Source organism: Proteus sp. Marseille-Q3619 (assembly GCF_965283115.1).
The window spans coordinates 471,341-498,280 of the sequence record NZ_CBDIMP010000001.1 but is presented as its reverse complement, the minus strand read 5'-3'; the positions used below and the strand labels follow the sequence as shown (position 1 = coordinate 498,280).

28 protein-coding genes are annotated in these 26,940 nt (G+C 36.5%); 21 read left to right on the top strand and 7 right to left on the bottom strand.

Translation table 11 applies throughout. The features are described from left to right. Positions 1-11: 11 nt before the first annotated feature. From ACWPWK_RS02310 to ACWPWK_RS02265, 10 genes are all read left to right on the top strand, one after another. Positions 12-992 carry a major capsid protein gene (locus ACWPWK_RS02310; RefSeq protein WP_109373611.1) on the top strand — a complete coding sequence of 327 codons (981 nt, stop codon included), beginning with the start codon at positions 12-14 and terminating at the stop codon, positions 990-992. Between the two features lie 58 nt (positions 993-1,050). Beyond that, positions 1,051-1,482 carry a Bbp16 family capsid cement protein gene (locus ACWPWK_RS02305; protein ID WP_060555916.1) on the top strand — a complete coding sequence of 144 codons (432 nt, stop codon included), beginning with the start codon at positions 1,051-1,053 and terminating at the stop codon, positions 1,480-1,482. Positions 1,483-1,490: 8 nt separating this feature from the next. Continuing rightward, the gene (locus tag ACWPWK_RS02300; protein ID WP_020945807.1) at positions 1,491-1,832 is read left to right on the top strand and encodes a hypothetical protein; all 342 of its coding nucleotides are present in this window, start codon (positions 1,491-1,493) and stop codon (positions 1,830-1,832) included. 64 nt (positions 1,833-1,896) lie between these two features. Further along, positions 1,897-2,208: a capsid staple protein gene (gene gp10, locus ACWPWK_RS02295; RefSeq protein ID WP_109373610.1), complete on the top strand. Its 312-nt coding sequence runs from the start codon at positions 1,897-1,899 to the stop codon at positions 2,206-2,208. Continuing rightward, positions 2,208-2,813, top strand: coding sequence for a hypothetical protein (locus ACWPWK_RS02290; RefSeq protein WP_109373609.1), 606 nt, complete (start codon positions 2,208-2,210; stop codon positions 2,811-2,813). Before gp10 ends, ACWPWK_RS02290 begins: the two co-directional genes overlap by 1 nt. Continuing rightward, on the top strand, positions 2,813-5,275 hold the full coding sequence (locus tag ACWPWK_RS02285; protein ID WP_109373608.1) for a hypothetical protein: 2,463 nt from the start codon (positions 2,813-2,815) through the stop codon (positions 5,273-5,275). Before ACWPWK_RS02290 ends, ACWPWK_RS02285 begins: the two co-directional genes overlap by 1 nt. Position 5,276: 1 nt before the next feature. Next, positions 5,277-5,747 carry a hypothetical protein gene (locus ACWPWK_RS02280; protein WP_244185067.1) on the top strand — a complete coding sequence of 157 codons (471 nt, stop codon included), beginning with the start codon at positions 5,277-5,279 and terminating at the stop codon, positions 5,745-5,747. Continuing rightward, positions 5,747-6,295, top strand: coding sequence for a hypothetical protein (locus tag ACWPWK_RS02275; protein WP_004243338.1), 549 nt, complete (start codon positions 5,747-5,749; stop codon positions 6,293-6,295). The genes ACWPWK_RS02280 and ACWPWK_RS02275 overlap by 1 nt, the downstream gene beginning before the upstream one ends. 2 nt (positions 6,296-6,297) lie before the next feature. Next, complete coding sequence (locus ACWPWK_RS02270) at positions 6,298-9,153, top strand: hypothetical protein (protein ID WP_109373606.1); 2,856 nt, start codon at positions 6,298-6,300, stop codon at positions 9,151-9,153. Continuing rightward, the gene (locus ACWPWK_RS02265) at positions 9,153-12,101 is read left to right on the top strand and encodes a hypothetical protein (protein ID WP_109373605.1); all 2,949 of its coding nucleotides are present in this window, start codon (positions 9,153-9,155) and stop codon (positions 12,099-12,101) included. The genes ACWPWK_RS02270 and ACWPWK_RS02265 overlap by 1 nt, the downstream gene beginning before the upstream one ends. Before the next feature lie 30 nt (positions 12,102-12,131). On the opposite strand, the gene ACWPWK_RS02260 is transcribed toward ACWPWK_RS02265, so the two are convergent. Together ACWPWK_RS02260 and ACWPWK_RS02255 are read right to left on the bottom strand one after the other, a co-directional pair. Further along, on the bottom strand, positions 12,132-12,623 hold the full coding sequence (locus tag ACWPWK_RS02260; protein WP_109373604.1) for a hypothetical protein: 492 nt from the start codon (positions 12,621-12,623) through the stop codon (positions 12,132-12,134). A 152-nt stretch (positions 12,624-12,775) separates the two neighbouring features. Continuing rightward, a complete protein-coding gene (locus ACWPWK_RS02255) occupies positions 12,776-13,027 on the bottom strand; it encodes a hypothetical protein (RefSeq protein WP_072068358.1) in 252 nt (83 codons plus the stop codon). A 173-nt stretch (positions 13,028-13,200) separates the two neighbouring features. On the opposite strand from ACWPWK_RS02255, the gene ACWPWK_RS02250 reads away from it, so the two are divergent. Beyond that, the gene (locus ACWPWK_RS02250) at positions 13,201-15,708 is read left to right on the top strand and encodes a hypothetical protein (protein ID WP_109373603.1); all 2,508 of its coding nucleotides are present in this window, start codon (positions 13,201-13,203) and stop codon (positions 15,706-15,708) included. Between the two features lie 26 nt (positions 15,709-15,734). Here the strand turns inward: ACWPWK_RS02250 and ACWPWK_RS02245 are convergent, their stop codons facing one another. Next, positions 15,735-16,817, bottom strand: a complete 1,083-nt coding sequence (locus ACWPWK_RS02245) for an acyltransferase family protein (protein WP_109373602.1) — start codon at positions 16,815-16,817, stop codon at positions 15,735-15,737. Between the two features lie 184 nt (positions 16,818-17,001). Here ACWPWK_RS02245 and ACWPWK_RS02240 point away from each other — a divergent pair, with 184 nt between their 5' ends. From ACWPWK_RS02240 to ACWPWK_RS02225, 4 genes are read left to right on the top strand one after another with little or no spacing between them, the layout of a single operon-like run. Continuing rightward, positions 17,002-17,373 (top strand): putative holin, encoded by a 372-nt coding sequence (locus ACWPWK_RS02240; protein WP_020945795.1) that lies wholly within the window; start codon positions 17,002-17,004, stop codon positions 17,371-17,373. Continuing rightward, complete coding sequence (locus tag ACWPWK_RS02235; protein WP_004243326.1) at positions 17,370-17,642, top strand: phage holin family protein; 273 nt, start codon at positions 17,370-17,372, stop codon at positions 17,640-17,642. The genes ACWPWK_RS02240 and ACWPWK_RS02235 overlap by 4 nt, the downstream gene beginning before the upstream one ends. Before the next feature lie 2 nt (positions 17,643-17,644). Continuing rightward, positions 17,645-17,989, top strand: a complete 345-nt coding sequence (locus ACWPWK_RS02230; RefSeq protein WP_036936219.1) for a M15 family metallopeptidase — start codon at positions 17,645-17,647, stop codon at positions 17,987-17,989. Next, on the top strand, positions 17,989-18,483 hold the full coding sequence (locus tag ACWPWK_RS02225; RefSeq protein WP_109373601.1) for a hypothetical protein: 495 nt from the start codon (positions 17,989-17,991) through the stop codon (positions 18,481-18,483). Before ACWPWK_RS02230 ends, ACWPWK_RS02225 begins: the two co-directional genes overlap by 1 nt. Before the next feature lie 199 nt (positions 18,484-18,682). On the opposite strand, the gene ACWPWK_RS02220 is transcribed toward ACWPWK_RS02225, so the two are convergent. Beyond that, positions 18,683-19,306: a DNA-binding protein gene (locus ACWPWK_RS02220; RefSeq protein WP_109373600.1), complete on the bottom strand. Its 624-nt coding sequence runs from the start codon at positions 19,304-19,306 to the stop codon at positions 18,683-18,685. Between the two features lie 132 nt (positions 19,307-19,438). On the opposite strand from ACWPWK_RS02220, the gene ACWPWK_RS02215 reads away from it, so the two are divergent. Then, positions 19,439-20,218 (top strand): nucleotidyltransferase domain-containing protein, encoded by a 780-nt coding sequence (locus tag ACWPWK_RS02215; protein WP_109373599.1) that lies wholly within the window; start codon positions 19,439-19,441, stop codon positions 20,216-20,218. Continuing rightward, positions 20,202-21,254, top strand: a complete 1,053-nt coding sequence (locus tag ACWPWK_RS02210; protein ID WP_109373598.1) for a DNA polymerase beta superfamily protein — start codon at positions 20,202-20,204, stop codon at positions 21,252-21,254. Before ACWPWK_RS02215 ends, ACWPWK_RS02210 begins: the two co-directional genes overlap by 17 nt. A gap of 128 nt (positions 21,255-21,382) precedes the next feature. On the opposite strand, the gene sra is transcribed toward ACWPWK_RS02210, so the two are convergent. Both sra and cutA read right to left on the bottom strand, forming a co-directional pair. Then, on the bottom strand, positions 21,383-21,616 hold the full coding sequence (sra, locus tag ACWPWK_RS02205) for a stationary-phase-induced ribosome-associated protein (protein ID WP_109373597.1): 234 nt from the start codon (positions 21,614-21,616) through the stop codon (positions 21,383-21,385). 399 nt (positions 21,617-22,015) lie between these two features. Then, positions 22,016-22,324: a divalent-cation tolerance protein CutA gene (gene cutA / locus ACWPWK_RS02200; RefSeq protein WP_109373596.1), complete on the bottom strand. Its 309-nt coding sequence runs from the start codon at positions 22,322-22,324 to the stop codon at positions 22,016-22,018. 370 nt (positions 22,325-22,694) lie between these two features. Between cutA and ACWPWK_RS02195 the strand changes: the two genes are divergently transcribed. From ACWPWK_RS02195 to ACWPWK_RS02180, 4 genes are all read left to right on the top strand, one after another. Then, positions 22,695-23,678, top strand: a complete 984-nt coding sequence (locus ACWPWK_RS02195; RefSeq protein WP_099075600.1) for a sugar-binding transcriptional regulator — start codon at positions 22,695-22,697, stop codon at positions 23,676-23,678. A 252-nt stretch (positions 23,679-23,930) separates the two neighbouring features. Beyond that, a complete protein-coding gene (gene modA / locus ACWPWK_RS02190; RefSeq protein ID WP_109373595.1) occupies positions 23,931-24,686 on the top strand; it encodes a molybdate ABC transporter substrate-binding protein in 756 nt (251 codons plus the stop codon). Positions 24,687-24,786: 100 nt separating this feature from the next. Further along, positions 24,787-25,563, top strand: a complete 777-nt coding sequence (locus tag ACWPWK_RS02185; protein ID WP_109373594.1) for an ABC transporter permease — start codon at positions 24,787-24,789, stop codon at positions 25,561-25,563. Next, complete coding sequence (locus ACWPWK_RS02180) at positions 25,557-26,183, top strand: ABC transporter ATP-binding protein (protein ID WP_109373593.1); 627 nt, start codon at positions 25,557-25,559, stop codon at positions 26,181-26,183. Before ACWPWK_RS02185 ends, ACWPWK_RS02180 begins: the two co-directional genes overlap by 7 nt. Before the next feature lie 21 nt (positions 26,184-26,204). On the opposite strand, the gene ACWPWK_RS02175 is transcribed toward ACWPWK_RS02180, so the two are convergent. Next, positions 26,205-26,897 (bottom strand): XRE family transcriptional regulator, encoded by a 693-nt coding sequence (locus tag ACWPWK_RS02175; protein ID WP_109373592.1) that lies wholly within the window; start codon positions 26,895-26,897, stop codon positions 26,205-26,207. Positions 26,898-26,940 lie beyond the last annotated feature (43 nt).

Sequence of the window (26,940 nt, the reverse complement as noted above, 5' to 3'; positions counted from 1 at the left end):
GAGGAAATAACATGCCTGCTTTAACTCTCGCTGATTGGGCTAAACGACAAGGCCCTGACAGCAAGCAAGCGAAGATTGTTGAGCTGTTAAGTCAAACTAATGAAGTATTAGATGACATGGTTTTTGTTGAAGGCAACTTGCCAACAGGCCACCGTACAACCGTTCGTACTGGCTTACCAGCTGCAACATGGCGCTTGCTTAACTATGGTGTTCAGCCTAGTAAATCAACCACAGCACAAGTAACCGATACAACGGGTATGCTGGAAACTTACTCTGAAGTTGATAAAAAACTGGCTGATCTAAATGGTCAGAAAAATGAGTTTTTACTGTCAGAATCTCTTGCATTTATTGAATCAATGAATCAGGAAATGGCGGAAACTTTAATTTATGGTGATACCTCTGTACATCCTCAGCGGTTTACGGGGCTGTCCGCACGTTTCAACGATATGAAAGCGAAGAATGCGGTCAACATCATTGATGCTGGTGGTACTGGTAGTAACTTAACTTCTATTTGGTTAGTAGTATGGGGTGAAAATACGGTTCATGGTATTTTCCCTAAAGGTTCTAAAGTAGGTTTAGAACAAAACCATTTAGGTGAAGTGACGTTACAAGATGATAATGGTGGTAAATATCAGGGGTATCGCACCCATTTTAAATGGGAAAATGGACTAACGGTGCGTGACTGGCGCTATGTTGTCCGTATCGCCAATATTGATTTATCTAAAATTGGTAAAGATCCAGAAAAGACAGATGCCCTTGACCTTCCTGACTTATTGATCCAAGCAATTGAAAAAATTCCTAATTTATCATTAGGCCGTCCAGCTATTTATTGTAATCAACAAATCCGTAGCTGGATGCGTCGCCAAATTAAAAACAGTAAAAACGTCAATATTTCTATGGCAGAAGTGGCAGGTAAGAAAGTCGTCACATTTGATGAGATCCCTGTTCGCCGAGTTGACACCATTCTAACGACTGAAGATCAGGTGAAATAAGTTATTGCGGTGTCGTTTAACGGCTCCGCTAACTTTCATTTATTTGGAGATAGTCAAAATGATTTTAGATAAAGAAACGCTTTTTTCACTGGATCAGGCGGTTACTGCATCTGCTGTAAGTAAGCAAATTATCGACTTAACGCCAGTGCATGGTGCATTTCGTGATATCGGTATTGGTGAGCCATTAGAGCTGTTTGCACAAGTGACTGAACAGGCTAAAGCAGCAGGTGAAGCGACTGTTCAAATTAAGTTAGAAACCGCGACAGACGATAAATTCTCTGATGCTAAATCTATCTTTGAATCTGTTGCTATACCAATTGCCGATTTAAATGCAGGTAAACGTATTGTGGCGAAAGTGCCTCAGGGTGTTCTCAAGTATTTACGCCTGCAATACGTTGTTGCAGAAGGGCCATTAACAGCGGGTAAGTTCACTGCGGGTATCAACCTAACTGTTGATGCTCATCCTATTTACGATGCTGTAACTCAATAAGGTGTGACATGTCACGATATAAGGTTTTAAAAAAATCATTTATCGCTGGGCGTCTACTTGAAATCGGTGAAGAGGTTGAGTACGACGGTATAGCTGGCGATAACTTAGCGTTAATTGGTGGCGCTGATGCTCGACTTAATACTCATAGCGTGGCTGATGGGGCTGGTGATAATACTGGTGAAGGCATAAGTAATATTGCTGTAAGCGGTTCAGGTGTGGCGATTGATTCAAGCCTAGATGCGCTTCGTGAGCAATATACCCAGCTATTTGGTAAAGCACCTCATCACAATATGGGCGCAGATAAAATGCGCACCGCAATAGATGAAAAGCGGAAAGAACTTGGGGTTTGACCCCCGATGATAAAGGGGGCGAAAGCCCCTTTTTTTATTTTCTACTTGAGCCAAGAGATATCCAATGAAACTAACCAATCTAAAAACCAGCACCGAAACTTATGAAAATGCCAAAGGTGAAAAAGAAACTCGTGAAGAATATCCATACGGGCTACGTATTTCACTTGAAAACGACACAATAGAAAAATTAGGCGTTTCTATTCCTGATGTTGGTGAAAGTATTGAGCTGTCTGCTGTTGCCAAAATATTGTCTAAATCCATTAATGAACGTGAAGGTAAAAAGTCAGTATATGTAGAGTTACAAATAACCGATCTGGCTCTAGATGCCGGCGACACAAAATCAACGGCAGATGTTCTTTTTGATGGGGGTGAGTAATGGCCTCTGAAATTGAGATTTGTAATATTGCATTAAGTCGTATTGGTAATAGCCGTTCGATTAATAGTATGACCGAAGCCAGCAAAGAGGCTGTTCAATGCAATCTTCATTATGCGCAATGCCGTGATAGTGTGCTTGCTGATTTTCCTTGGAACTTTGCGACTAAAAAGGTGGCATTAGCCAATACAAATAATCCCCCACCTAATTGGGCCTATGCCTATCGCTATCCTAATGATTGCCTAAAAGCTATTGGCATTGTCGAACCTCATCAAAAGTACCGTAGACCAGATATGGCAATCCATTTTCATGTTGGTTCAGATGAAAACGGGACTGGTCGATTAATTTTTACTGATCACCCTAGTGCATGGCTTGAATATGTTGCACGTATTACTGACGTCAATATGTTTGATGCGTTATTTAAAGATGCGCTTGCATGGCGTTTAGCTGCTGAATTGGCTCGTCCATTGGCATCAAATGCGGGTATTGGTGGTGAGGCATTACAAATTTACCAAGGTGTTATTAAAAGTGCGGCCGCACATTCATTAAGTGAGTCAGCAGAGCCAACTGATTATATTGATGAATTCACACAAGCGAGGTTGTCATAATGCCATTTAGTCTTATTCAACCTAGTTTTTCAGGCGGTGAAATTGCACCAAGCCTATATGGGCGTGTTGATCTTGCGAAGTATTCAACTGCACTGCGCAAGTGCCATAACTTTATTGTTCGTCAATATGGTGGCGTTGAGAATAGACCAGGAACACGATTTATTGCTGAAATAAAGTATCAAAATAAGAAGTCTCGCCTTATTCCTTTCCAATTCAGCACCGTACAAACCTATGTGTTAGAGTTTGGTGATCGTTATATTCGTGTGTTCAAAGATGGTGGGCAGGTTCTCTATGCTGATGGTGAACATAAAGGCGAAGTGTTTGAATTAGCGACACCTTATAAAGAAGCTGATTTATTTGATTTGAAGTATACGCAATCAGCCGATGTTATGACGATTGTTCATACTGATTATCCACCAATGGAGTTACAGCGTTACGATCATGATGATTGGAAGTTAGTCTTCGTTGAAACAAAGAATGGCCCCTTTGAAGATATCAATACCGATAAGGCAATGAAAGTTTATGCCAGTGCAAGCACGGGGCAAATTACGTTAACGTCTACGCATGATATTTTTGGTACCGAGCAAATAGGTAAGCAGTTCTATTTAGAGCAACGTGATATTGATGCGGTTCCTGTATGGGAAACAGATAAAACAACCAACCTTAATGATCAACGCCGTGCTGACAGTAACTACTATCGTGCCAATAGTGGCGGTAAAACAGGAACACTAAGACCGTCTCATACTGAAGGAATGAGCTGGGATGGTTGGGGTGGTGATACAGGGATCCAGTGGGAATATCTGCATAGTGGTTTTGGTATCGTAAAAATTGAAACTGTAAGTGAAGATAGTAAAACAGCCACAGGAAAGGTGATCTCTTATATTCCATCCAATGCCGTTGGTGAAGATAATGCAAGCCATAAATGGGCGCGTGCAGTGTGGAATGATGTTGATGGTTATCCAAGCACCGTTGTTTATTATCAACAACGTTTATTCTTTGCTGGCTCTCTTGCCTACCCACAAACGATATGGGCCAGTCGTAGCGGTGACTATAAAGACTTTGGGCGCAACAATCCTATTCAAGATGATGATCGCATTATCTACACGTATGCAGGTCGTCAAGTTAATGAAATTCGCCATTTGATTGATGTCGGTTCGCTGGTGGCATTGACCTCAGGCGGTGAATATCAAATAACAGGCGATCAGAACAAAGTACTTACACCTTCCAGTTTTTCAATGTCATCACAAGGTGCTAACGGTTCAAGTGATTTACCGCCAATCTCTGTTGCGAACATTGCGCTTTATATACAAGAGAAAGGCAGTGCTGTGCGTGATTTATCGTATTCCTTTGATGTCGATGGGTATCAAGGCACTGACTTAACTATGTTGGCAAATCACCTATTTCAACGTCACCGTATTGTTGATTGGTCATTTACTACGGTTCCATATTCTATTGCATGGTGCATACGTGACGATGGGTTAATGCTGGCTTTAACCTATTTAAGAGAACAGCAAGTTTTTGCATGGGCGCCACAATCGACAGAAGGGAAATTTGAGTCAACGTGTTCAATCAGTGAAGGCAATGAAGACTCAGCTTATTTTATTGTTCAGCGTACAGTAAACGGCAAACAGGTTCGATATGTAGAACGATTGGCTAGCCGTTTATTTACTCGTACAGAAGATGCTTTCTTTGTGGATTCTGGCTTAAGTTATGACGGTAGAAATACTGATATATCACAAACAGCAACTATCACTGGTGGAGCGGGTGAGTGGAACTATCAAGAAAACTATCAATTAGTGATTTCAGGCAATCCGGTCTTTAGTGCTTCTGATATTGGTAGTGCCGTCAATATTCCTTATTTTGAAGATAATGAACATAAAGAGCTTCGCTGTAAGATTGTTCAATATGTATCTGCAAATCAAGTGGTTATTTCTGCTAATCGCAATATTCCACCAGCATTACAAAATACGCCCACTACTGAATGGAGCATTGCCCGCTATCGCTTTGCTGGTTTAAATCATCTTGAAGGTAAGACAGTTAATATTCTTTCCGATGCTAATGTTTCACCGCAGGCTATTGTCACCAATGGTGCAGTGGAAATTGATACGCCATCAGCCGTAGTACATATCGGATTACCTATTACCAGTGAATTAGAAACACTTGATATCCATATCAATGGGCAAGAAACGTTACTTGATAAGAAGAAGCTTATTAAGGTTGCAAGTTTAATTGTAAATAGTAGTCGGGGGATTTGGGCTGGTACTGAAAAAGAACGGCTATATGAGTATCCTCAACGTCAATTCGAGTTTTACGACAATCCTGTTGATGATGCCACAGGCATTGTTGAAATTAATTTAGATGCAGATTGGAGCAAAAACGGACGTGTCTTTATTAGACAGGTTGATCCTTTACCGTTAGCGGTGCTCTCTGTTATTCCGCGTATTGATGCTGGTGGTTTCTGATATGAAAAAACATCATGTACAAATTATTCCTGCTACTCATGAACATATTGTTCGTTTATTACCACATGTAAGACAAGCTGATGTTGATGAGTTCTACGCTATGTCAATGCAAACACCTGAACAGGTATTACGACATGGCTTATCTGTTTCTACTAAAGCCTATGCCGGCATTATTAATGATGAGGTGGTGACTATTTTTGGTGTTGCTTCTGGCTCATTACTTACTGGTTTAGGTGTTCCTTGGTTAGTGGGAACTGACTTATTAGAGCAACATCAGAAAACTTTTCTACGGCGCTGTAAACCCATCTTAAAACAGATGTTAGGGCAATACCAAACACTGATGAATTATGTCGATGAACGTAATCATATTGCTAAGGCGTGGCTCCATTGGTTGGGGTTTCAGATTGAAGAAGCAAAGCCAGCAGGTTTACTTCAGTTACCTTTCCATCGTTTTACATTGAGGGCTAAATAATGTGTGAACCAACAACATTAGCGGCTGCAGTGATTGGTACTTCTGCATTGCAAGCATACGGACAATATACCGATGGTAAATTTCAAGCATCAGTGGCTAATCAAAACGCCAAAATTAATGAAGATGCCGCACTTGATGCAATTAATAAAGGCAACGCTCAGGCACAAGAACAGCGTAGACGTACTCGCCAATTAGCCGGCACACAGGCGGCAACAATGTCAGCCAGTGGCATTGATTTAAGTACTGCGGGTGCTTTAGATATTTTGGGTGATACTGCCGCAATGGGTGAGCTTGATGCGTTAACTATGGTTAATAACGCTTCTCGTGAAGCGTATGGCTATCGTATGCAAGCTGAAAATGATCGCCTTAATGCAAAAATGGCAAGACGCTCAGGCAATATGGGTGCAATGACAACGTTATTAACAGCACCTATTCAAGCTTATGGCGCGTATCAGTTGGCTGGTGGTACATGGAGCCCGTTCGGTGGTGGTGGCTCAGGTGCTGCGAAAGCGGGTAAGACATTTGCTAAAGCACCAAAAGGATTTTAATCATGCCAAAGGTTCCTACATACGATAATAGAACGGTTATGCCTGAGCAGTTACCAAATAATGGGTTTTCTGTTCAATCATCACCTGATGCTTTTGGCGCTGGCATTGGTCGTGTTGGTGAGCAATATGTTGGTTTGTTTGCAGAAGCAAAACAAAGAGCCAATGTTGCACTGGCGCAAGATGCACTATTGCAACTCCAAGACCATGCAGATGATCTGTTTAATAATCCTCAAACGGGTCTATACACGAAGCAAGGTAAAAATGCAGTTGGTCAATCTGATGAAATAATTTTCAATATAGAATCAAAAGGGCAAGAGTTAATGTCACAATTGCCTGAAGGTTCACAAGAAGATTTTCTTAAACAATTTAATGTGATTAAAAGACAGTATGCTAATCAGACTAAATCTTATGAATTAAAAGAAGTTCAATCATTTGAAACTAGTCGGAATGATGGGATTGTCGCTGGCTATGCAAAAAATGCTTCTGATAGTTTCAATAATCCTCAAGCTTTTATTAGTTTTATGACATTGGGGCAACATAGTATTGTTGAATTCAATCGTGCTCGTGGTATTAGCGAGGAAGAAATTTCAGCAAAAGTAGATAATTTTAACAATCAAGTTGCTTGGACTGCTGCACAGAATGCAATGGCAACTGATGCTATGGGAACATTTAATGTAATAGGTGAACCATCAGATATTGGTGGTGTTATTCGTGTTCCAAGTAATACATCAAATAGTTCTTCTGATCCTGATGATAGAAATGGAAGAAATAATAATCCGGGTAATATCAGAGTTTCTGATAACAAATGGGAAGGGCAAATAGGAGATGATGGTGAATTTGTTCGTTTTGCCACACCAGAGCATGGTGTACGTGCTTTAGGTAAAAATCTACTTACTTATCGCAATAACGGTATTGTTACGATAAACCAGATAATTAGCCGTTATGCGCCAGAAAAAGATGGCAATAAAACAGATAAATATATTGCTTTCGTCTCAGATAAATTAGGTGTTGATCCGAATATACCGATTGATGTTAGCAATATCGAAACGTTGAAGAATATCACAACAGCTATTATGCAAATGGAAGGAAAGCATAGTGTTACAGACGATCAAGTAAACACAGGTCTTCAAGCTGCACTAGGGTTTACTAGGTTACCACAACCAGAGGCGTCACAATACCAAACGCAAAGTAGGCAAATTACTAATACTAATAGCCCATGGTGGAATCTACTAACACCTATGCAGCAATACCAAATCAGAAAACAAGGTGAAGCTGCGCAAAGTGAAAGAAGAAAGCAGTATTCTGATGAAATATCTTTAATTAATAAAAATATTTATGCTGCTACAGATGAAGGGTTGCAGCCTACAAATGTTCCTAGTGAAGCTGCTTATACCAGAGCGTATGGGGAATATAAGGGTCTTAAAGCCTATGCGGAAGTGCAAGAACAATTGAAATATGGAAGCATAATTGCTGCAGCAAGAGAGGTTAGCCCTGATAGCCGCTCTGATATTTTAGAACAGAATAGACCTAAAGACCCTAACGCTCCTAACTTTGCTGCTCAACAGCAGAGATATGAAAAGATGCGTATTAAGTTCAATGAGTTTGATAAAGCATGGGAGGCTAATCAAGGTGCTCAAATGGTTTCAAATGCAATTAATTATGGCATTCCACTTGATCCAAGTAGCAAAAGTAATAAAGCAGCCACCGATAGTTATTATGCATCTCATTTTGCTAACCTTAATTTAAGCAATGAAGAACAGGTAACAGGTGTTCTTAAGCTAGTTGGAAATACAGGGATTATTCCTACGCAATTATTATCCCATCTTAACGCTGCCGCTGTTACCCAAGATGCAAAAACAGTGTTGCCTGTCGCTGACTTTGTTAGTCGGTTATATGAAACAAACCCAACAGCAATAACAGGTATGTCAAAAGAAAAGCAGGCATTTTATTTACAAGTAAATCAACTTAGAAGCGTAGGTGTAGATGATACAAAATCTGTAGAACATGCTTATAACTTAACATATAAACAAACAGATGATGTAAAAGAGCAGTTATCAAAAGATCAATCTTCTACTGATTATAAAAATAATCGATTGATGTCAGCAAAAGGCTTTGTGAGTGATCTAGGGCAGATTTTTCGTATTGATCCATCTGCTACTGATAAGACTAATGAAGCAGCCTTATTTAGAAATGATTATGAATCTTTATATGACCTTAATTATCGAATTGCTGGTGGTAATGATGAAATCGCCAAAAAGATGACCGATCAGCAAATATCAAGAAAATGGTCTATCACTGAAATAAACGGCAAAGCAGAATTAATGAAATATGCCCCAGAAGCATTATATAAAGGAGGGCCTGATGGATGGCAAGCAAAACAATGGGAAGAGGAGAAATGGAAATTAAAATATGGTGAAGAGCGTAAAAGCAATCAAGATATAGGATTCAGAGTAAATAACACAACAGGAGGAATTGATACTTCAGAGAATAAACCTAAACCCATAGTTGATGGTGAAATTATCTTAGTTGTCGATCATCTCACACCTAGGAATGGTGATTACGCCATATTTATTTCCAAAGAAGATAAGAATGGAATACCAACTTTACAGCCTTATCATGATGAATCAGGTTCTAAAATAAGATATAAGCCTGAATTAGAGAGTTATAAGCCATATCAAGATTTACTTGCAGAAGCCGCTGAATATGAAATTAAGCAAGATGCTAAAGGTCAAGCAAGGAGAGCATTCTATGATCGTCATGATGAGTTTGATAAGCAGTATGAACAAGCTCATGAACAACGTATTGAAAGGCAGAAAGAGCAATTAAGTAGCTATTTTTCTTGGGGAGGTAATGAATAATGCCAATTTATCCAGAAACAGAAGGACCTGCTAATAACTTTACGCTTCCATATACTAAAGGCTGGGATACGCCGTATGAAGTTGGAATTAACCCAAAACCTCAAGAAGAAGGCCCGTCAGTGATGGGCGCTGCATTTAGGCAGTATAATATACTTTCAGGGTTATTTAATCCTGCGCCTGATTTTGAAAGAGAGGATGATTATAACCCTTACAATGATCCTAATGAGTTAGATGGTTACAGAATGTGGGCTACAAAATTCGCAGACTCACGTTCTCCTCAAGAAACCGCATGGATAAAACAACAAATAGATAATGAAAATCAGGATAGACAGCATTTAGCTGAATCAGGTTGGCAAGGTACTCTAGCTTCTTTCACTGCGGGGTTATTGGATCCTATAACACTAGGAAGCCTGTTGATTCCAGGTGCGCAAGGAGGGCTTATTGCAAAAGCATCTACTACCGCAGCAACGGTTGGTCTAAGCACTGCAGCTAGTGAGTTTATATTACATCAGCAACAATACACTAGAACATTTGAAGAAAGCGTAATACATACAACTGCAGGTGCTATTTTGGGCGGTATGGTTGGTAGTGCTGGTCACTTGATAAGCGCAGAGGTAAAAAAGAGAGCTACTAATGAAATTAGTAACTCATTGGCTCAATCGCTCTCTGGTGGTAGTGTTGGCGCTCAAAGGGTAGCAGAAACAACATTAGCTCAAGAAGCAATGAAAGGACCGAATTGGGCTAATTCTGTCATGAAAATGACACCGATCGGGCGTTTAATGGATTCACCAGCCGTTACCTCTCGTAGAACAGCTCAGTTATTAGCTGAAAATAATTTCACAACAGCAAAGAATCTTGAAGGAATTGCGACACCTACAGCTGTTGAAACTAAAATTAGAATGTGGTCACGTAATGAAGCTGCAGTCATTATAACTACCAATAGTGGCTATGCTAAATATCGTGCTGCTGGTGGAACAGGCAGACGTTTTAATTTTGCTGTTGAAGTGACAAAAGCAATGCGTAGAAATGATACAAGTGCAAACCCTGTTGTTCAGGAAACAGCTCGTGCACTGCGACCGGCTTTAGATAATGTGAGGGCTGAATTACAAGCTGTGGGTCTTTTACCAAGTGATTTAAAGCTTGTAGGTGGCATGAGCTACTTTCCTCGCTTGTATCGTGTAGGTGAAATACTTTCTAGACGAAGCGAATTTAAAAAAATATTAACGGACTACTGGTCAAGAAGCGAAAAGGCAGTTTTGGAAGACTTGGAAGTTGCTGCTGATGAAGTAATTAACAAAATTACTGGAGCCATGAGACCACAAGACTATGCCAATGCTTTTTCAGTTAAGCTACCTGGCTCAACTAAATCTCGAACTTTAGCGATACCTGATGAATTAATTGAAGAATTTTTGGAGAATGATGTCCGCTATGTTTTGCAACATCATATACGAGATGCAGCTCCTAATGTTGAGTTAACGCGTGCTTTTGGTGAATCTTCGATGGAGCGAACAATACGCAGCATCGAGGATGAATATGACGAACTCATGAAAGGCAATCCTTCGGTACTAAGAAAAGAACTTGAAACTAAATATGCTGATAAGAAAAATAACATGTCAGAAAAGGAGTATTTTAAATTTATTAATCAAGAGCTTGATGCAGCACAAAAAGAAGCTATTCAAGCGCTAGAAAAATCAGGTGAAATTAGACGCTTAAGTAAGTTGAAGCTACGTGATGTAGAAGACATCATGGCGATGAGAGATAGGGCTTTAGGTGTCTATAAACGTCCTGATAACCCTTCAAATGCATTTATTCGAGCTGGTAATGTTCTGCGTAATCTCAACTTCTTAACTATGCTTGGTGGAATGACTGTTTCAGCAATCCCTGATGTTGCTCGTGCCGTTATGGTCAATGGCTTTAGTAAAACATTTAACGTTTATGGTAAATGGTTATCTCGTAGTGATGTGTGGAAAGCTGGTAAGGAAGAGCTAAGAAAAATGGGCGTTGGTCTAGATGTATACTTATCAGACCGTAGTCGAGCAATAGCTGATTTGACAGATGGATATGCTCAACGTAGTGCCTTAGAGTCTGGTTTAGATTATATGACTGGTAAATTTGGAAATTTGACTCTAATGAATCAATGGAACTCTTTCCATAAGACAATAAATGGTATAAATACTGCGGATATTATTCTAGGGTCTCAGGCTTCTAATGCTAGGCTAGCCAAGCTAGGTATTGATGAAGGCATGCTGGGCCGTATTCAACAACAATTTGCTAAACATGGTGAAACAGTTGATGGACTGCGTATAGGTAATAGCAGTAAATGGGATGATCCTGTTGTTCGCGGTGCTTTTGAATCTGCCGTCATGAAAGACGTTAATAATACAGTTATAACTCCTGGTATTGGTGATACTCCATTATGGTCTAGTGGTCTGTTTGGAAAACATATATTCCAATTTAAATCGTTTATTTTTGGCTCATTTAATCGTGCAACAATAAGCGGAATACAGGCTGGAGATGCTCATTTTTATTACGGAATGGCTCTGCAAATTATGCTAGGTTCATTAACTTATGCGATTAAAAATACATTAGCTGGCAGGGATATCGATTGGTCACCCGAGAAACTTATTATTGAGGGTGTTGATCGCTCAGGTATATTAGGTCCATTAATGGAATTTAATAACATATTAGAGAAAGCCAGTGAAGGAACGGTTGGATTAGGTCCTATGATAGGAACAGGAACGCAATCACGCTATGCTAGTAGAGGCGTATTGAGTTCGATTGCTGGCCCTACATTTGGTACATTAGAAAACTTACGTGAGATATCGAGTGGCATTCTAAGTGGTAACTTTGATGATGGCCCGATCAGAGCAGCAAGACAAATAATACCAGGGCAGAATCTGCCTTACTTTGCTCCGATACTTAATAAAGTTGAAGAAAATCTGAAATAAATTTATTAGAAAGCCGATATGTATCGGCTTTTATATACAATTTAATGGGGATATACCAAATCCAAAAATAAGCGTTTCACCTGATTTATCATAATAATTAAGTATTATATTTTTATTTTTCTCTCTTGCGGTTATGAATGGATACAGTGTTGAGTCTGGAAATAGAGGTTCACCATTTAGTTTTTTACAATACATTTCACGTAATGAATCCTTCATTAAGGAAGGTTTGTTAGCGATAAACTCTAAAAAATTAGTTGTTTCATCATGAGTAAACATTTTTAGTTTAATATTTAATTCTATTTTAGAATCATCACTATAAGCGATGAAAACATCGTAATTGCTATTCGGTTTTTCATCTTCTGGAAGTGGTATTACATATTCCTTAAAGAAATTAGCATTTGAATCAGTTAGAAAGATGCTTTCATCCTTGTTTATCTGTTCCCAGCCCATGTTTACAAGTGGGTAGCTAATTGCGCCTAATGCAAATACAAGTGAGTAAATTAAAAATTTTTTTGTTTTCATTTAGATTGACCCATGTAGTTTTTACACCACAATGTTAACCCATTTTTACTCAAACTATTACCTTTCCAAAACTTGTTTTGTTTGTCACCATTATTGAATCAGGTTGAGGAGCAGATGAAGTAACAAATAGCACCGCATAAGCGGTGCATATCTCATTTTTTCAATTCATTTAAAATACATTCCACCAACGGTATTATATTTTTATTGCCTCTCATCTTTTGAACTATAAAGTTTCTCATTGCTATCAGTTCTACAAGCGGAGCTGATACATCATGACCATCTTCTCCCATCTTTGTTAAAAGTGCTTCAAGGTTTGATTTTGTAATTAACTTTTCAATCCCTTTATCGGTATTCACTACATCTGGATAGTTAGCTGGTGCAGGGTATTTATACTTCTTTTCCATGGCTAAAGTCCTCACTAATGAAAATAATTACGTAAACTATAATAATGTAAATGCATTAAAATGTTCATCCAAATGGTTAATTTAATTATCTATTTGATAACCATTATTGCAAATATGGATATATTTTATAGTTAAACGTATCATATCCTCATTAACACCAGAGGAGATGGGCAATGACTGTATCTACTGAACTAAGCCATGAAGAGTATGTAGGCAATGGCGTAACAACGGATTTTGATTTTCGATTCCGTATCTTTGAAAGCAGACACTTGATTGTTGTCGTTGCTGACAACGATGGTAATGAAACTACATTAAAGAATGGCACCGATTACACTATTGTTGGTGCAGGTTCTTATCATGGTGGTAAGGTGGTTTTAAATAAACCTTTAGCTCAAGGCTGGAAGATATTATTAGAACGTGATTTACCCGTTGTACAAGAAACTGACTTACGTAATCAGGGGAAATTCTTTGCTGAAGTACATGAAGATGCTTTTGATTATCTAACAATGTTAATTCAAAAAACATTGGGGTTTTTATCATTATGTCTGCGTAAGCCTACTTATCTATCAAACTATTATGATGCTAAAAAAGACAGGATTGAAAATTTAGGGGATCCTAAAAAAGAAGGTGATGCCACAAATAAAAAATATGTAGATGATATTGTGAGTGATTCTTATGGAAAGACTTTACGAGTACGGGATAAAACAATAAATACAATTCCTGATACAAAACAAAGATCAAATAAGATTTTAGCATTTGATGATAATGGTCAGCCAATTACTATTTTACCTGAGAGCGGCTCTGCCTCTGATGTATTAATTGAATTGGCAAAACCTACAGGTGCCAACTTAATTAACACTATTGACGGGCATACTGTACAAGAAAAAATAGATGATATTTTAAAAAACAATAAACTAACTGTGTTTAATACCCAAAAAGAAGCATTAATATTTGATGGAGAAGAAAATCAAATTCGTGTGATGGGCTGGAAAGAGTTTGGTGACACTGGATCTGGTATTTTTATTATTGATCCGCACCAAGAATATAACACACCAAATAGTATTGATAGATTCAAAAATGTAGTTACTGGTAAATATTGGCTTCGTATTTTAGATGACTCAACAGACTCGTATATTGGGCTAGAGAATATAGCAACTATCAAAGGATATGAAAAAAGAAATAACTCACCATGGAATCAATTAGCCCCATTAAATGTGCTTGGTGATTCTATAACCTATGGTTATTTTTCTAGCTATGATGGAGCGGGAAGAGAAGCAAAAACATACGGTGGAGGTCTATTTTATCATTCGTGGACAAGTTTATTTGCACGCATGTTTGCGGCAGATAATGGCACTAACAGCTATAAAGGTTTTATTCCATTGCCATTGGGCTACGGCGATGATTGGGATGTTTTCAAACTAGTTAGTAAGGTTGGTTTGTGGGAAGTAATGGACGATGGTCTATACGCGTCAAATACATACAGTGGATCCTGCTATCAAACAAAAGAACTAAATGCTGAGTTAGTTTATTCCATTCCATCCACGTTTGATGAGATTCAATTATTTTATTGTACTCAGCCAAATGGCGGAATTATGCAGGTATTAGTCAACGGTGAATTGTGGCACGAAATTAACACTTCATCTAATGTAGTAAAAAATCTAGTACTAAAGCGCAGAATATTATCTAACAAACAGGGAAACATGATCCTTACAATCAAGAAAATAGATAAAACATCAAACCCTATTGGTGTTTCTGGGATCGGTGTTGATAATGTTGTCACATTTACATCAACACATACACGTGGTGGTTCATTAAATCAATTCGCAACACCGGGTCGTACACTAATGAGTGTCAGTCAAGATGTGATAGCCGATGTTGCAAAGAATGCAAGTGGTCTTATTCTTGCTCTTGGTTTCAATGATAAGAACATTAGTTATAGTGGTGAGGGCAATATACCTAAACGTATAGAGTTCTCTCAACGCATAGATTGGTTGATTGAATACTGTAATGTTTATAACACTCCTTTGATTGTAGTTGACTTCACGTGGTCATTAGAGCCTTGGCGATTTACTCGACGAGAGTTGCGTCGTGCTGCTAGAGAAACCAAAGGTGTCTATATACCATTTCCCGATTTACTTATTAAAGGGAGGTTATCTACAGATGTGGAGCGCATGAATAACCTGCGTATGTTCTACGATGGTGCACATCCAAACAGAAACGGCCAGCAGTGGATCGCAGAGATGATCGCTAAATATCTAGGCTTATCTTGCACATCTAAGAAAGATGCGATATTGCATCATGATTACTGGATGCCACTCAATTTGTCTGATGAATGGATAAACATTAATACATCACAGAATTGGAATATTGCTTCGTATCGTATAAATGGTAGTGGAATCACTATAAAAGCATCAATAGGAAAAACGGATAACACCGAAATAGGTATGGGAGTTCATAGTATAACTTCAGATGGAAAATTGTGGTGCTATGGCTTGAATCCACCAATCATGATGGGAGTGTTTGCTAATACTAAAGGTTTTGAATATAACGATATTAGTGCAGTAGCTGAAACGAATGTAAAATTATCGTACGATACAAACTTAAAATTACTGAAATTTGTTAACAATAGTAAAGGTATTCAGGGTTCGTGTACATTCGAAATAACAAAGTATGATGCATGATAAAAAGAGGGGCTAAGCCCCTCAATTTAATTGCTAGTGTACTTTTTGCTAATTCTAATAAAAGGTTTTTCTATAATAATGTATGAGATAGATGCTATTGCTATAGCTCCTAGTGTAGCATTTATAAATTTTGGAAATCCAGTTAGATATAAATAAGCAGATAATGACGCAAGTAATATTGCTGAAAGTTGATGTGTCATATAAAGTGAGTAAGATATATCACCTAGAAAGTTTAGTGATTTAAAATTACCAACCCCAAATAATAACTCATAGATAACACAAAGAGTTAAAAGAAGGAAACAAATTCCACCCCATCTCATTATTCCATGCCCTGTAAATTCATTTTTTGAGAAACATAAAATGAATAGATAAAAAATACAACATATAAAAATTGGCTTTAAAAAAGATATATTTATTGTTTTTAGATTTTTTATATATTCATATATGTAAAAAGAAATAATTCCCAAGCAGAATTCTAATATCATGGGGGATGATATTAATGATAATGGTGCTGTTATTATTGTTGGGTAATCAAATTCTATTGTTTTATAAGCTATTAATGATATTTCACCTGTGTATACAATTCTTACTAAAGAAAAAAGTGAAACTATTAATAGACAACATACAACACCACGATATTTATGATTTACAATAATTGATAACATGAACAATAAATAAAAAAACAACTCAAATGTTAGCGTCCATGCAACCATTAATACATTTAATCCAAAAAATGGAGCATTGTAATTATATTGCAAATGTATTGGAATGAGAGATTTTATAATTGATTTTATATCACTATTGTAAATATATGATGCTATAAGAACACATACTATTAATAATGGATATATTCTAAAAAATCTTTTTAAGGAGAATTTAATCAGATTTTTTCTTCTTCCATAATCTTTTTTTGTAGAAAGAGTAATAACAAAACCACTTATCATAAAAAATAGATCAACACCAAATGAACCTGATGAAAATAGAATATTTCCTAGATTTTTTATGTCAAATTGATTGAATTCATTTAGAGTAAACCTATAGTGAAAAAGGACAACAGCTAATGCAGCTATTCCTCTTAGGTATTGTATTGTTTTTATTTCACCATTCATTTATTGGCATTCCATACGATTAATATTTATGATAAATACTTATAATGTGTCGCATATTGTATGATTATAATATATAAAGATCTAATTATATTGCTTAAGGTCTGTTTGGGTGTTTATTTGGTTTTTTGGTTATCTTTTGGTTGTGTAGTATCATGATTATTCATTAATCACTGGTACTACACTCATGCAAGAAGATGTCTACACAAAAGCTGGGATCGGCACAACTGCTTTTCTTGGTTACTTCGCAGGGCTTCCAGCAGAAGTTGTTATGGGTTCACTGTTGGGAGCCATCTTCTTTACCACTGCTGCTACTGAATATAGCTTTAAACGTAGATCGGTATTAGCTTTTCTAAGCTTCGTTTGTGGTCTTATATTCTTTAGCCCTGCAGCAACTATCTTTATTTCTGTTACTGGCCTTTTCGGTGTAAAACCTGAGCAATACGAAATCGAACATATCGATGCCGTAGGTGCTTTTGTTTCCGCCTTGCTCGTGGTTAAGTTAAGCGTAAAAGCATACGGAAGGGCTGATATACCGAAACAAGGAGGGCAACAATGAAATGCGAAACATTGCTCACTATTGTTAATGCCATCATCTGTACTGTCATATTTCTACGTGTGTTCTATTTTAAACGTGACGGCAGACAACACTGTAAAAAAGGTGGATGGTTAGCTTTCCTCATTCTTGCTTACTCTTCAAGCGTACCTATTCGCGCTTACTTCGATCCTAATTATCACGCTGATATCTACAACATCTTTGCCAATATTCTGATCTGCACAACGTTGCTAGTCAGTAAAGGCAATGTCATCAAGTTTATAAAGGGGTGAATATGTCATTAGTCGATAAACAAAATACGTTTACAGGTATGGTTGCAAAGCTGATCACCTTTGCTCAGCAGAAGGGATATAAATTGACGTTTGGCGAAGCTTATCGAACACCAGAACAAGCACAGCTTAATGCAAAGAAAGGATCGGGTATTAGCAACAGTCTACATACTCAACGTTTAGCAGTTGATTTCAACCTATTTGATGCTAACGGAAAATACCTTACAGCCACCAGCGACTATAAAGAACTTGGTGAATATTGGGAATCATTGGGGGGAAGTTGGGGCGGGCGTTTTAAAACTCGTCCTGACGGTAATCATTTTTCATTAGAGCACAATGGGGTTCGTTAATGAATAAAACTGTCATAGCGTTAATTGCTTTGGCTGTTTCCTTTACCGCTGGCTTTGTTGCTGGCGGTATTTATTTTGATAACCGAGCAATGAATAAACAGATTGCAGGTAATCAATTAGATGAAAAGGACGTGGCCACAAATATTGTTCTGCGTAAACAAGCAGACAATGAACAGCAGAATAGGTTGGAGATATATCATGACGCACAACAGCATGATACGATACGCACAGATGCTTTGCTTGATCGTGTTCTTAATCACTTTGACAGGGTGCAGCTCTCAACCGGTACCACGAAAACAGAAGTTGCAAGTACCGATAACACCAATACCTGCCGAATTGAGAAAGCCAAAGCCAGTGAACTTTCTCGACAACTACGAGAAACACTTGAACGATATGGGCGTGAAGCTCAGCGTGCAGATGAAAATACCAGAACACTCAACCTTTGTATTTCAGAGCTGGAAGCAAAGGAAAAACTCCTCAATTCTTACCGATGAAAAAGTAGACAGATTTTATAATGACGGTATCGGTGACGGTGTTATTGATATCTAATTTAAATATAATTTATATTTATCAGTAGGTTAAAGCACTAGAATATAATTGAGTGGGAATAAAATACCGTTTATCAGTAATCGTTGATAAAGGTTAAAAAACCAAGAGCCATCAGTATGTTACTGGTGGCTTTTTTGTATATATCTATTCACTAGTTGTAGGATTATTTTTATAAATAATAAATTCAATAAAGTTTTGAATTGATATTTGTTCACTTAAAGGTAATTTAGAATAGGCTTTTCTATCGTAATAAATAGCGCCTTTATCATTCTTAGGGATTAATAATTCGTAAGCCTGACGCCCCATTGCCTTAGCAATAGCATCAATGCTTTCAGCGGTGGCACTGGCTTCACAATTAATAATGCGGTTAACCGTTGATTGTGCAAGACCCGAATCAACAGAGAGTTTAACTCTTGATTTTATTCCATCGTTTAACATAAATGTTGTGATGTTATCTGAAAGTATTTGTCCAATCTCGGTCAGAATGTATTCTTCTTTTTCTGACTCCGCATGACCCTCTTTCAAATGGTCTATGTCCATCCAATATTTACTAATTTTAGTCACATATTCAATTTTTCGTGACATGTGAGCGGTAAGTTCGCGATGACTTTTTAAGTTTTTTAGTGATAGGTAACGGGAGATCATACTTGGGGCTACACCTAACGCATCAGCAAGTAATTTTTGTTTGCCGCTATAGTAACGTTCAATGATATAAATTAGATTATTTTTTCTGATTTCAGCAATGCTTTTAAATTTATTGTTATTCATAGAAAAATCCATTATTAATTACATTGAATTGATCACTTTTTTTTAACTTCGTTATTATTGTTTAATACTCGAATTATAAACAAGAGCATCTACATGATGTTGTAAATTAATAAAATAGGAGATAAGGACATCATGCATAATGAGATTTTAAAAAAACTCCCGCAGATAGAGCAAGAGTATCAAGTCAAACTACTCTATGTTGCTGAAAGTGGTAGTCGAGCTTGGGGATTTGCCTCAACAGATAGTGATTATGATGTGCGAGGTATTTTTATACGACCTCGCAATGCTTATCTTTCTATTGATAAACCTAAAGAAACCTTCGAATGGATAGAAAATAGTTGGTTTGATGTAGGCGCTTGGGATATTACCAAAGCTCTACACTTATTACGCAAATCGAATTGTATATTATTAGAGTGGCTCCAATCGCCAATAATTTATCAACAATATCCTAATGTTCAAAAAGAGTTATTTGAGCTTGCAGAACTCTATTATCAACCAAAAGTGATTGTTCATCATTACAGAGGAATTGCTAAAGTTGTGAGTGGATATTCTCCTGAAAATAACGCTAAAAATGAGATTAGTGCAGAGCCAATAAAATTAAAAAAATGGTTCTATATGTTACGCTCTCTTTTATCCGCTTATTGGACAGTGAAAACGAGTAGCATTCCGCCTATGGAATTGGATAAGCTGATAAAAATTTTAACTATCGAAGAACAGAAAGCCATCAAAGAACTAGTAGAATTTAAATCAGATAAAGATGAACATTTTACTTGGGTTCCAACAGATGCAATGCAACATCTGGTGATCTTTTTATGGCAAGAGACAAATGTTCAATTAACCAAGAGAACAGTACCCGATAATAATATTTTAAATAATTGGTTTAGGAAAAAATTAGATGAAACTGACTATTGAAGATATAAAACCTTACCTTTTATTTGAAAGTATTGCTGGAAGTCGTTCACATAATCTTGCAACGGAAACATCAGATACAGATATTAAAGGTGTCTTTTATCTCCCTAAAGATCTTTTTTATGGGTTGGAATACACACCACAAGTAAGTAATGAAACCAATGATATAGTCTATTATGAACTTGGACGATTTATAGAACTATTGTGTGCATCTAATCCTAATATTTTAGAGTTACTTAATTCACCCGAACAGATGGTTATTTATCGACATCCTTTAATGTCATTGATAAAACCAGAATGGTTTTTGTCTAAAACTTGTGTTCAAACATTTGTGCACTATGCACAAGGGCAGATTAAGAAAGCTCAGGGACTAAACAAAAAAATAGTAAATCCGGTTGAAAAAAAATTAAAAACTATTCTTGATTTTTGTTATGTCATTGAAGATGGAAAAACAACATTAATCAATACTTGGTTAGAAAATCGGCGTTGGAAACAAGAGAATGTTGGGTTAGCAAAACTTACTCATGCTCAAGATACTTATGCAATTTATTATGATGATAAAGTGCCTTATCAAGGAATAATAAAAAAAGAAAATGCTAATGATGTATTGCTAAGTAGTATTTCTAAAACAGCAAAACTAGAAGGTTATCTTAGCTTTAATAAAGAAGGCTATAGTACATATCGCAAGCAATATCATGAATATTGGCAGTGGGTTGAGCAACGTAATGATGTTCGTTACCAACAAAATATCGATCATGGCAGAAGTTATGATAGTAAGAATATGATGCATACCTTTAGATTACTCTATATTGCATTAGGGATTGCACAAGAAGGTAAAGTGAAGGTTTGGTGTGACAATAGAGATGAATTATTAGCAATTAAGGCAGGTCAGTTTAGTTATAATGAATTATTAGAGCGCAGTGAAATTCTTATTAAGACTATTAAGAGTGCATTTCAATTAAGCCTGTTGCCTGAAAAAATTGAGCCTTCAATTGCAGAAGTTGCTCTTATAAATATAAGAAAAGAGCTTTATAACTAATAGAAAAATAAACTAGCCTAGAAAACTAATATCCCTTACGTAATGTAAGGGATATGCTATTTTAAATATTTTAAGTATACAAACTAAATGCAAAAATATTTATTAAATAGCGTTGATATATAAAAATATTAATTAGTTGCAAGATACTCTGGGTAAGCATCTGTTAACTTCATATATATACGCTTGTGCTCTGCGTTCTTTCTAAAATCCTGTTTTAAACAGATTTTAGCTGTATTTTTTAACTCAGCAGGCATATTTTCTGCGTTTGCAGAGGCAATAATGGAAAAACGCACTTTCTTTTTAGACCGACTCAAATTATAAGGTAAACCTAAAATACGTCTTGCGACTCTGTTTGTTTTCACAACTTACTCCTTTTTGCATGTAATTTAGAGAAAGCCTATTTATTATAGCAGAGAATAAAAAGAATAAGATGTTGGTAACCTTATTAATTTAGCATTAAAGGCTATTTTGCTTATATTTTTCCTGTATTTTAAAAATACTCAGGTTAATAAAACAAATATTTTTATATTCGAAATGTAATTAACTATCTAGATTATCGTTCGCTGAAATTAAAATATTTACATTTATAAAGTACATTTAAAACACTTGTCATAATTAAAAATAAGAAATTTAGCTTAATATTAACATTGAGTTATTTGTCTCATAATTGAGATGATATAAGATGCTTTAATTTACAATTAATTATCATTTTTTTGAAAAAGAGATTAGAAAAGAGATCTCGTTAAAAATTTAACGTTATTTTAATTCAAGGAGGTATGGATCCAATTAAGATAACCTTTAAAACCATTTTCAATCGGTATTATAATTACTTCAGGAGTATCATAAGGATGTATTTCGATAAGAGTATCAATTAAGTTTTGCTGTTTACTTTTTTCGGATTTTATCATCATAAGTATTTCATTATCTTCAATAATTTCATTGTTCCAATGATAAATAGACTTTACGTGAGGTATTAAATTTACACAAGCAGCAAGTTTTGCATTGATGAGGTGGTGAGCAATTTCATTAGCAATTGTTTCATTTGGTGCGGTTGAGTATGCAATTATCATTGTTTTTCCTTTTAAAATTAATTCGATCTTTCATAGCAACAATAAGGTTTGGTGATTTTAATTTTATCAAAATAAAACTTTTTAAAACTTAAAGCTAATATTTTTATTTTTAGCGAAATAAAACAGTTTTTTCAAAAAAAACTTTCTCGATATGAAATGTTTACGGCATTATTAAGGGCTTTTTACGTATTATAAGGTTCTTGTAGTAAAGAAAAATATCAGGGTGCCGATATTATTATTAGATTAATGAAATGTATCTATTTGTGTTATAAGGCTTAATTTTGCTAAAGGCATTTTTACCTTCAATAATATCTCTAATATAAAATAAACTAATTAGTCATAAGATTTATAAAAATTTGTGGGGTTTAAAATGGATAATAATTCGCTAAAAAACGCGAGTTTATTTGATAATGATCCCGTTCTCTATGCTGCGTGGCTTTACTATCAAGACGGACTCAGTCAAAGTGAAGTTGCAAATATTATGGGTGTTTCTCGAGTTACCGTCGTGAAATATTTGCATCTAGCTAGAGAAAAAGGATTCGTAAATATTAACTTGGATTCATCAGTATTTTCTACGATTGATTATGCCATCAGAATAAAAGCAAAATTCGATCTTAATAATGTGCTTATTTTACCTGATGAAGAAAAGAATAAATCGCAACACACTTTAAATATGAATAGAGAAAGATTAGCGAAAGCAGGAGCGATGTATCTTTCTCAGATAATTAATGACGATGATATTTTAGGTGTTGCTTGGGGACGAACAATTTATAAATTGGGTAATTATCTTCCACCCAAGTCATTAAAAAATATCACAGTACTACAAATGATAGGTGCAGTAGCGCCACAGCCTGATTTTAAAACAACAGAAGCAGCCGCGTTAATCGCAAACAAGTTGTCAGGGTGCAGTATTAATTTGCATGTGCCTGCGGTGGTTTCTAGTGCACGTCTAGCAATGGAACTTCAAGCTGAACCTATTATTAGGCGTAATTTTTCAGCGCTAAATCAGTGTAATAAAGCCCTTTTTGTTGTGGGTAATACATTAGATGATAATCCTTTGGTTACAACGGGGGTTTTAACGAGCAGTGAGATGGCTCAATATCGTGATTTGGGTGCTGTTGGTGTAATTTGTGGACGTTTTTATGATGCGCAAGGCAATCCTCTGGTTTCTGATATTGATCTTAGGATAATGGGAATAAGCCTTGCTCAGTTAAGACAAATAACACAGAGACTTTTTATTGCTGGTGGTGTGGAAAATATTCAGGCAACAATAGGGGCGATAAAAGGAGGTTACGCCACTGATATTGTGATTGATGAAGTCACAGCGCTGGCATTATTAGAGCTAGATAATTAGTAATAAAATCCTCGTGAAAGCGAGGATTTGTTGGCAAACCACTATTTAAGCTCTACTTATTTCTGATACAAATAAAGTATTTGAAGCATTTGTTTTGATCAGTCTATTTTGTAAAGCTTACATATAAAGAAAAAGATAAAAATGATAAGTTGTTAACATTTTTATCTTTTTTTATATGAGTCTCTTGCCTTAAACACTCATATCATTCACTATATAAAAAATTATATAACGATAGTCGGGATCACCACTTTTATGAAATACCAATTTCTTGCTGGTTTAGGACTAGCATTAGGATTAATTTGCCATAATACATTTGCAGCCGAGCTTCATCTTTATGCAGGTGCTGGATTAAAACAACCGGTAGAGCAAGTTGTGAGTGTATTTGAAAAAGAGACAGGAAATAAAGTTACTATTGAATATGGCGGTTCAGGTCAAATACTAACACGCTTTAATTTAACTAAGCAGGGGGATTTATTTTTTCCCGGTTCACAAGATTACGTGGAAAAGTTAAATAAAGAAGGACAAGTAGTTAATCAATATTCTATTGTTCGCCATATTCCAGTTATTGCTGTGCGTAAAGATAAAGTGGGTGATATTAAAACACTAGAAGATCTTGCGAATAGTTCATTAAAACTAGGTATGGGTGATGCTAAAGCTATCGCATTAGGAAAAAGTGGCGAGCAACTTATTGATGCATCAGGTCAAGGCGATAAACTACGTGATAAAGTTGTTGTACGCACTGCAACCATTAAACAATTGCTTATGTATTTACTCAATGGGGAAGTGGATGCCGCCATTATTGGATATGCAGATGCAATGAAAAATCAAGATAAACTCGTTTTGCTTCCAGTTCCTGAAGGTAGCCCAGAAGAAGTGGCAACACTTGCTGTTTTAAAAACATCAGCAAATCCGAAAGAAGCACAATTACTTGCTGATTATTTTACTCGTGCTGAAGGGATAAAGGCTTTTACTGATTATGGTTTTCTTCCTGTAATTTCGAAACCATAGATTTTTTCTCACATAAATTGTGTTTTTTCGCCACCAACTCACTGGTGGCTTTTTTCATTATTACAGCAAAATAAATACCTATCTTAAAAAAGGAAATAACGTGTTTCGATGGGCATTAATTCCACTTTTTTTATTGTTATTTCTGATCTTAGGATCGCTAATTGCATTGATATGCCAACTTTCTTATGTTGAATTGAGGCAAGTTATTACCGATCCTGAATTCCATTTTGCTATTGGCATGTCGCTCAGTACAGCGTTAACTTCTTTATGTCTAGCATTTATCCTAGGTGTACCTGCTGCATGGGCAATGGCAAGAATTCCTTTTAAAGGACATCGTTTTATTGATGCGTTATTAGATTTGCCTTTGGTTACTCCTCCATTAGTTATCGGTATCGGATTATTATTATTGTTAGGAAATCAGGGCCCTTTAACAGACGTTTTTCCTGAGTTATCTCGCTCTCTTTTTTCACCATTGGGTATTATTATTGCTCAAACTTATGTCGCAAGCGCGATTATTATGAGAAATAGTCTCTCTGCTTTTAAGTCTGTCGATCCTGCTTATATTCAAACGGCACAAAATTTAGGATTAACGCCAACAAAAACATTTTTCTTGATTGAAATACCACTGTGTTGGCCAGCTTTAATGAGTGGAAGCATCATTGCATTTTCTAGAGCTTTAGGTGAATTTGGCGCAACGTTAATGTTAGCTGGTGCAACAAGGTTAAAAACAGAAACGTTGCCTATGGCAATTTATTTAAATATTGCCAGCGGAGACTTCACTCTGGCAATAGGTTGTGCGCTTGTTCTTATCGCTATCGCGATTACTTTATTATTTGCGTTACATCGTTTACAGCGAGAAAGGAAAAGATCATGCTAGAAATTCGTTCATTAACAACGGGTATATTAAAAGACATTTCGTTGGACGTAGAAAAAGGAACATGTTTAGGAATAAGTGGTACATCTGGAAGTGGTAAAACAACGCTTTTAAATGCGATTGCTGGATATACTTCATACACTGGTGATATCTACCTTGCAGATAAAAATATAAATGAACAGCCAGTATGGTTACACTCTTGTCGATATTTAAATCAACGGCTTTATTTATTTCCGTTTATGACTGTGACACAAAATTTATGGTTAGCACAATATGGCGCAAAACAGAAACGAAGCAAGGAGAGAGAAAAGGCGATATTAGAGCAAATGGGAATTGCACATCTCGCTACTCGTTATCCTCATCAAATTTCAGGAGGGGAGCAACAACGCGTTGCATTGGCAAGAGCGCTTATTAGCCAACCCAAACTGTTACTACTGGACGAACCTTTTTCGAGTTTGGATTGGGAAACACGTTATCAGCTTTGGGATTTAATTGATTCCTTAAAATCTAAGGAAATAACGATGATCATGGTTACTCATGAGCCTCGTGAAATCAGAGCGCTAGCAGATAAAACGGTTTTATTGTCTAAAGGACAGGTTGTTACTGAAAATTCTATACTATGAAATTGTTGCTTTGCTTATTGATTACCAAGCCATTACTGACCAATGGATAATACGCCCCATAATTTTTACAGAATCAGTTTCTGCTGATTCATCAGGAAATTCGTCTTTATTATAACTACGTATAATCAATTTACCGCCCGGTTGACGATAGAGTAGTTTTATTCTAAACAAGGCATCTTGTTCGATAGCATAAATGCCACCATCAACAATACGTGTGTTACCTGTATCGACAGTGACTGTTGAGCCATTAGGAATAACAGGTGACATACTATCGCCATAAACAGAAAAGCAAATAACGTTTTGAGAAGATGCGCCATAACGGCGTAATGTGCTTTTTGAAAATCTCAATTTATATCCATTATGATCTTCGTTAGTACAACAACCGTCACCCGCCGCGAGTTCAATACTTTTAAAATAGGGAATTTCCACTTCATCGGCACCTAAAGGGGTATTACTGTCCCATTCACTCACCGGTTGCCATTCATTCTCTGGTGGAATTTCAGAAGTCGCATTGGGTTGTTCTTCACCTTCGAGTAGCCAAGCCAAATCACAATTTAATGCTTTGGCTAATTCAGGTAAAAAACGGGGGCGTTTAGTTTTACCACTTTCTAGCTGTTCTATGGATTGCTGTGTCGTACTCGCTAAAGTAGCAAGTTCTGATTGTGTTAAACCTAACGCAATGCGTTTATCTTTGGTACGTTTCGCAATAGACATTAGTGACTCCTAATACGTGTCCTTACATATTCAAGTACAAAGA

Coding starts and splice junctions, on each gene's coding strand:
- ACWPWK_RS02310 (WP_109373611.1), top strand. CDS start 12: ATGCCTGCTTTAACTCTCGCTGATTGGGCTAAACGACAAGGCCCTGAC.
- ACWPWK_RS02305 (WP_060555916.1), top strand. CDS start 1,051: ATGATTTTAGATAAAGAAACGCTTTTTTCACTGGATCAGGCGGTTACT.
- ACWPWK_RS02300 (WP_020945807.1), top strand. CDS start 1,491: ATGTCACGATATAAGGTTTTAAAAAAATCATTTATCGCTGGGCGTCTA.
- gp10 (WP_109373610.1), top strand. CDS start 1,897: ATGAAACTAACCAATCTAAAAACCAGCACCGAAACTTATGAAAATGCC.
- ACWPWK_RS02290 (WP_109373609.1), top strand. CDS start 2,208: ATGGCCTCTGAAATTGAGATTTGTAATATTGCATTAAGTCGTATTGGT.
- ACWPWK_RS02285 (WP_109373608.1), top strand. CDS start 2,813: ATGCCATTTAGTCTTATTCAACCTAGTTTTTCAGGCGGTGAAATTGCA.
- ACWPWK_RS02280 (WP_244185067.1), top strand. CDS start 5,277: ATGAAAAAACATCATGTACAAATTATTCCTGCTACTCATGAACATATT.
- ACWPWK_RS02275 (WP_004243338.1), top strand. CDS start 5,747: ATGTGTGAACCAACAACATTAGCGGCTGCAGTGATTGGTACTTCTGCA.
- ACWPWK_RS02270 (WP_109373606.1), top strand. CDS start 6,298: ATGCCAAAGGTTCCTACATACGATAATAGAACGGTTATGCCTGAGCAG.
- ACWPWK_RS02265 (WP_109373605.1), top strand. CDS start 9,153: ATGCCAATTTATCCAGAAACAGAAGGACCTGCTAATAACTTTACGCTT.
- ACWPWK_RS02260 (WP_109373604.1), bottom strand. CDS start 12,623: ATGAAAACAAAAAAATTTTTAATTTACTCACTTGTATTTGCATTAGGC.
- ACWPWK_RS02255 (WP_072068358.1), bottom strand. CDS start 13,027: ATGGAAAAGAAGTATAAATACCCTGCACCAGCTAACTATCCAGATGTA.
- ACWPWK_RS02250 (WP_109373603.1), top strand. CDS start 13,201: ATGACTGTATCTACTGAACTAAGCCATGAAGAGTATGTAGGCAATGGC.
- ACWPWK_RS02245 (WP_109373602.1), bottom strand. CDS start 16,817: ATGAATGGTGAAATAAAAACAATACAATACCTAAGAGGAATAGCTGCA.
- ACWPWK_RS02240 (WP_020945795.1), top strand. CDS start 17,002: ATGCAAGAAGATGTCTACACAAAAGCTGGGATCGGCACAACTGCTTTT.
- ACWPWK_RS02235 (WP_004243326.1), top strand. CDS start 17,370: ATGAAATGCGAAACATTGCTCACTATTGTTAATGCCATCATCTGTACT.
- ACWPWK_RS02230 (WP_036936219.1), top strand. CDS start 17,645: ATGTCATTAGTCGATAAACAAAATACGTTTACAGGTATGGTTGCAAAG.
- ACWPWK_RS02225 (WP_109373601.1), top strand. CDS start 17,989: ATGAATAAAACTGTCATAGCGTTAATTGCTTTGGCTGTTTCCTTTACC.
- ACWPWK_RS02220 (WP_109373600.1), bottom strand. CDS start 19,306: ATGAATAACAATAAATTTAAAAGCATTGCTGAAATCAGAAAAAATAAT.
- ACWPWK_RS02215 (WP_109373599.1), top strand. CDS start 19,439: ATGCATAATGAGATTTTAAAAAAACTCCCGCAGATAGAGCAAGAGTAT.
- ACWPWK_RS02210 (WP_109373598.1), top strand. CDS start 20,202: ATGAAACTGACTATTGAAGATATAAAACCTTACCTTTTATTTGAAAGT.
- cutA (WP_109373596.1), bottom strand. CDS start 22,324: ATGATAATTGCATACTCAACCGCACCAAATGAAACAATTGCTAATGAA.
- ACWPWK_RS02195 (WP_099075600.1), top strand. CDS start 22,695: ATGGATAATAATTCGCTAAAAAACGCGAGTTTATTTGATAATGATCCC.
- modA (WP_109373595.1), top strand. CDS start 23,931: ATGAAATACCAATTTCTTGCTGGTTTAGGACTAGCATTAGGATTAATT.
- ACWPWK_RS02180 (WP_109373593.1), top strand. CDS start 25,557: ATGCTAGAAATTCGTTCATTAACAACGGGTATATTAAAAGACATTTCG.
- ACWPWK_RS02175 (WP_109373592.1), bottom strand. CDS start 26,897: ATGTCTATTGCGAAACGTACCAAAGATAAACGCATTGCGTTAGGTTTA.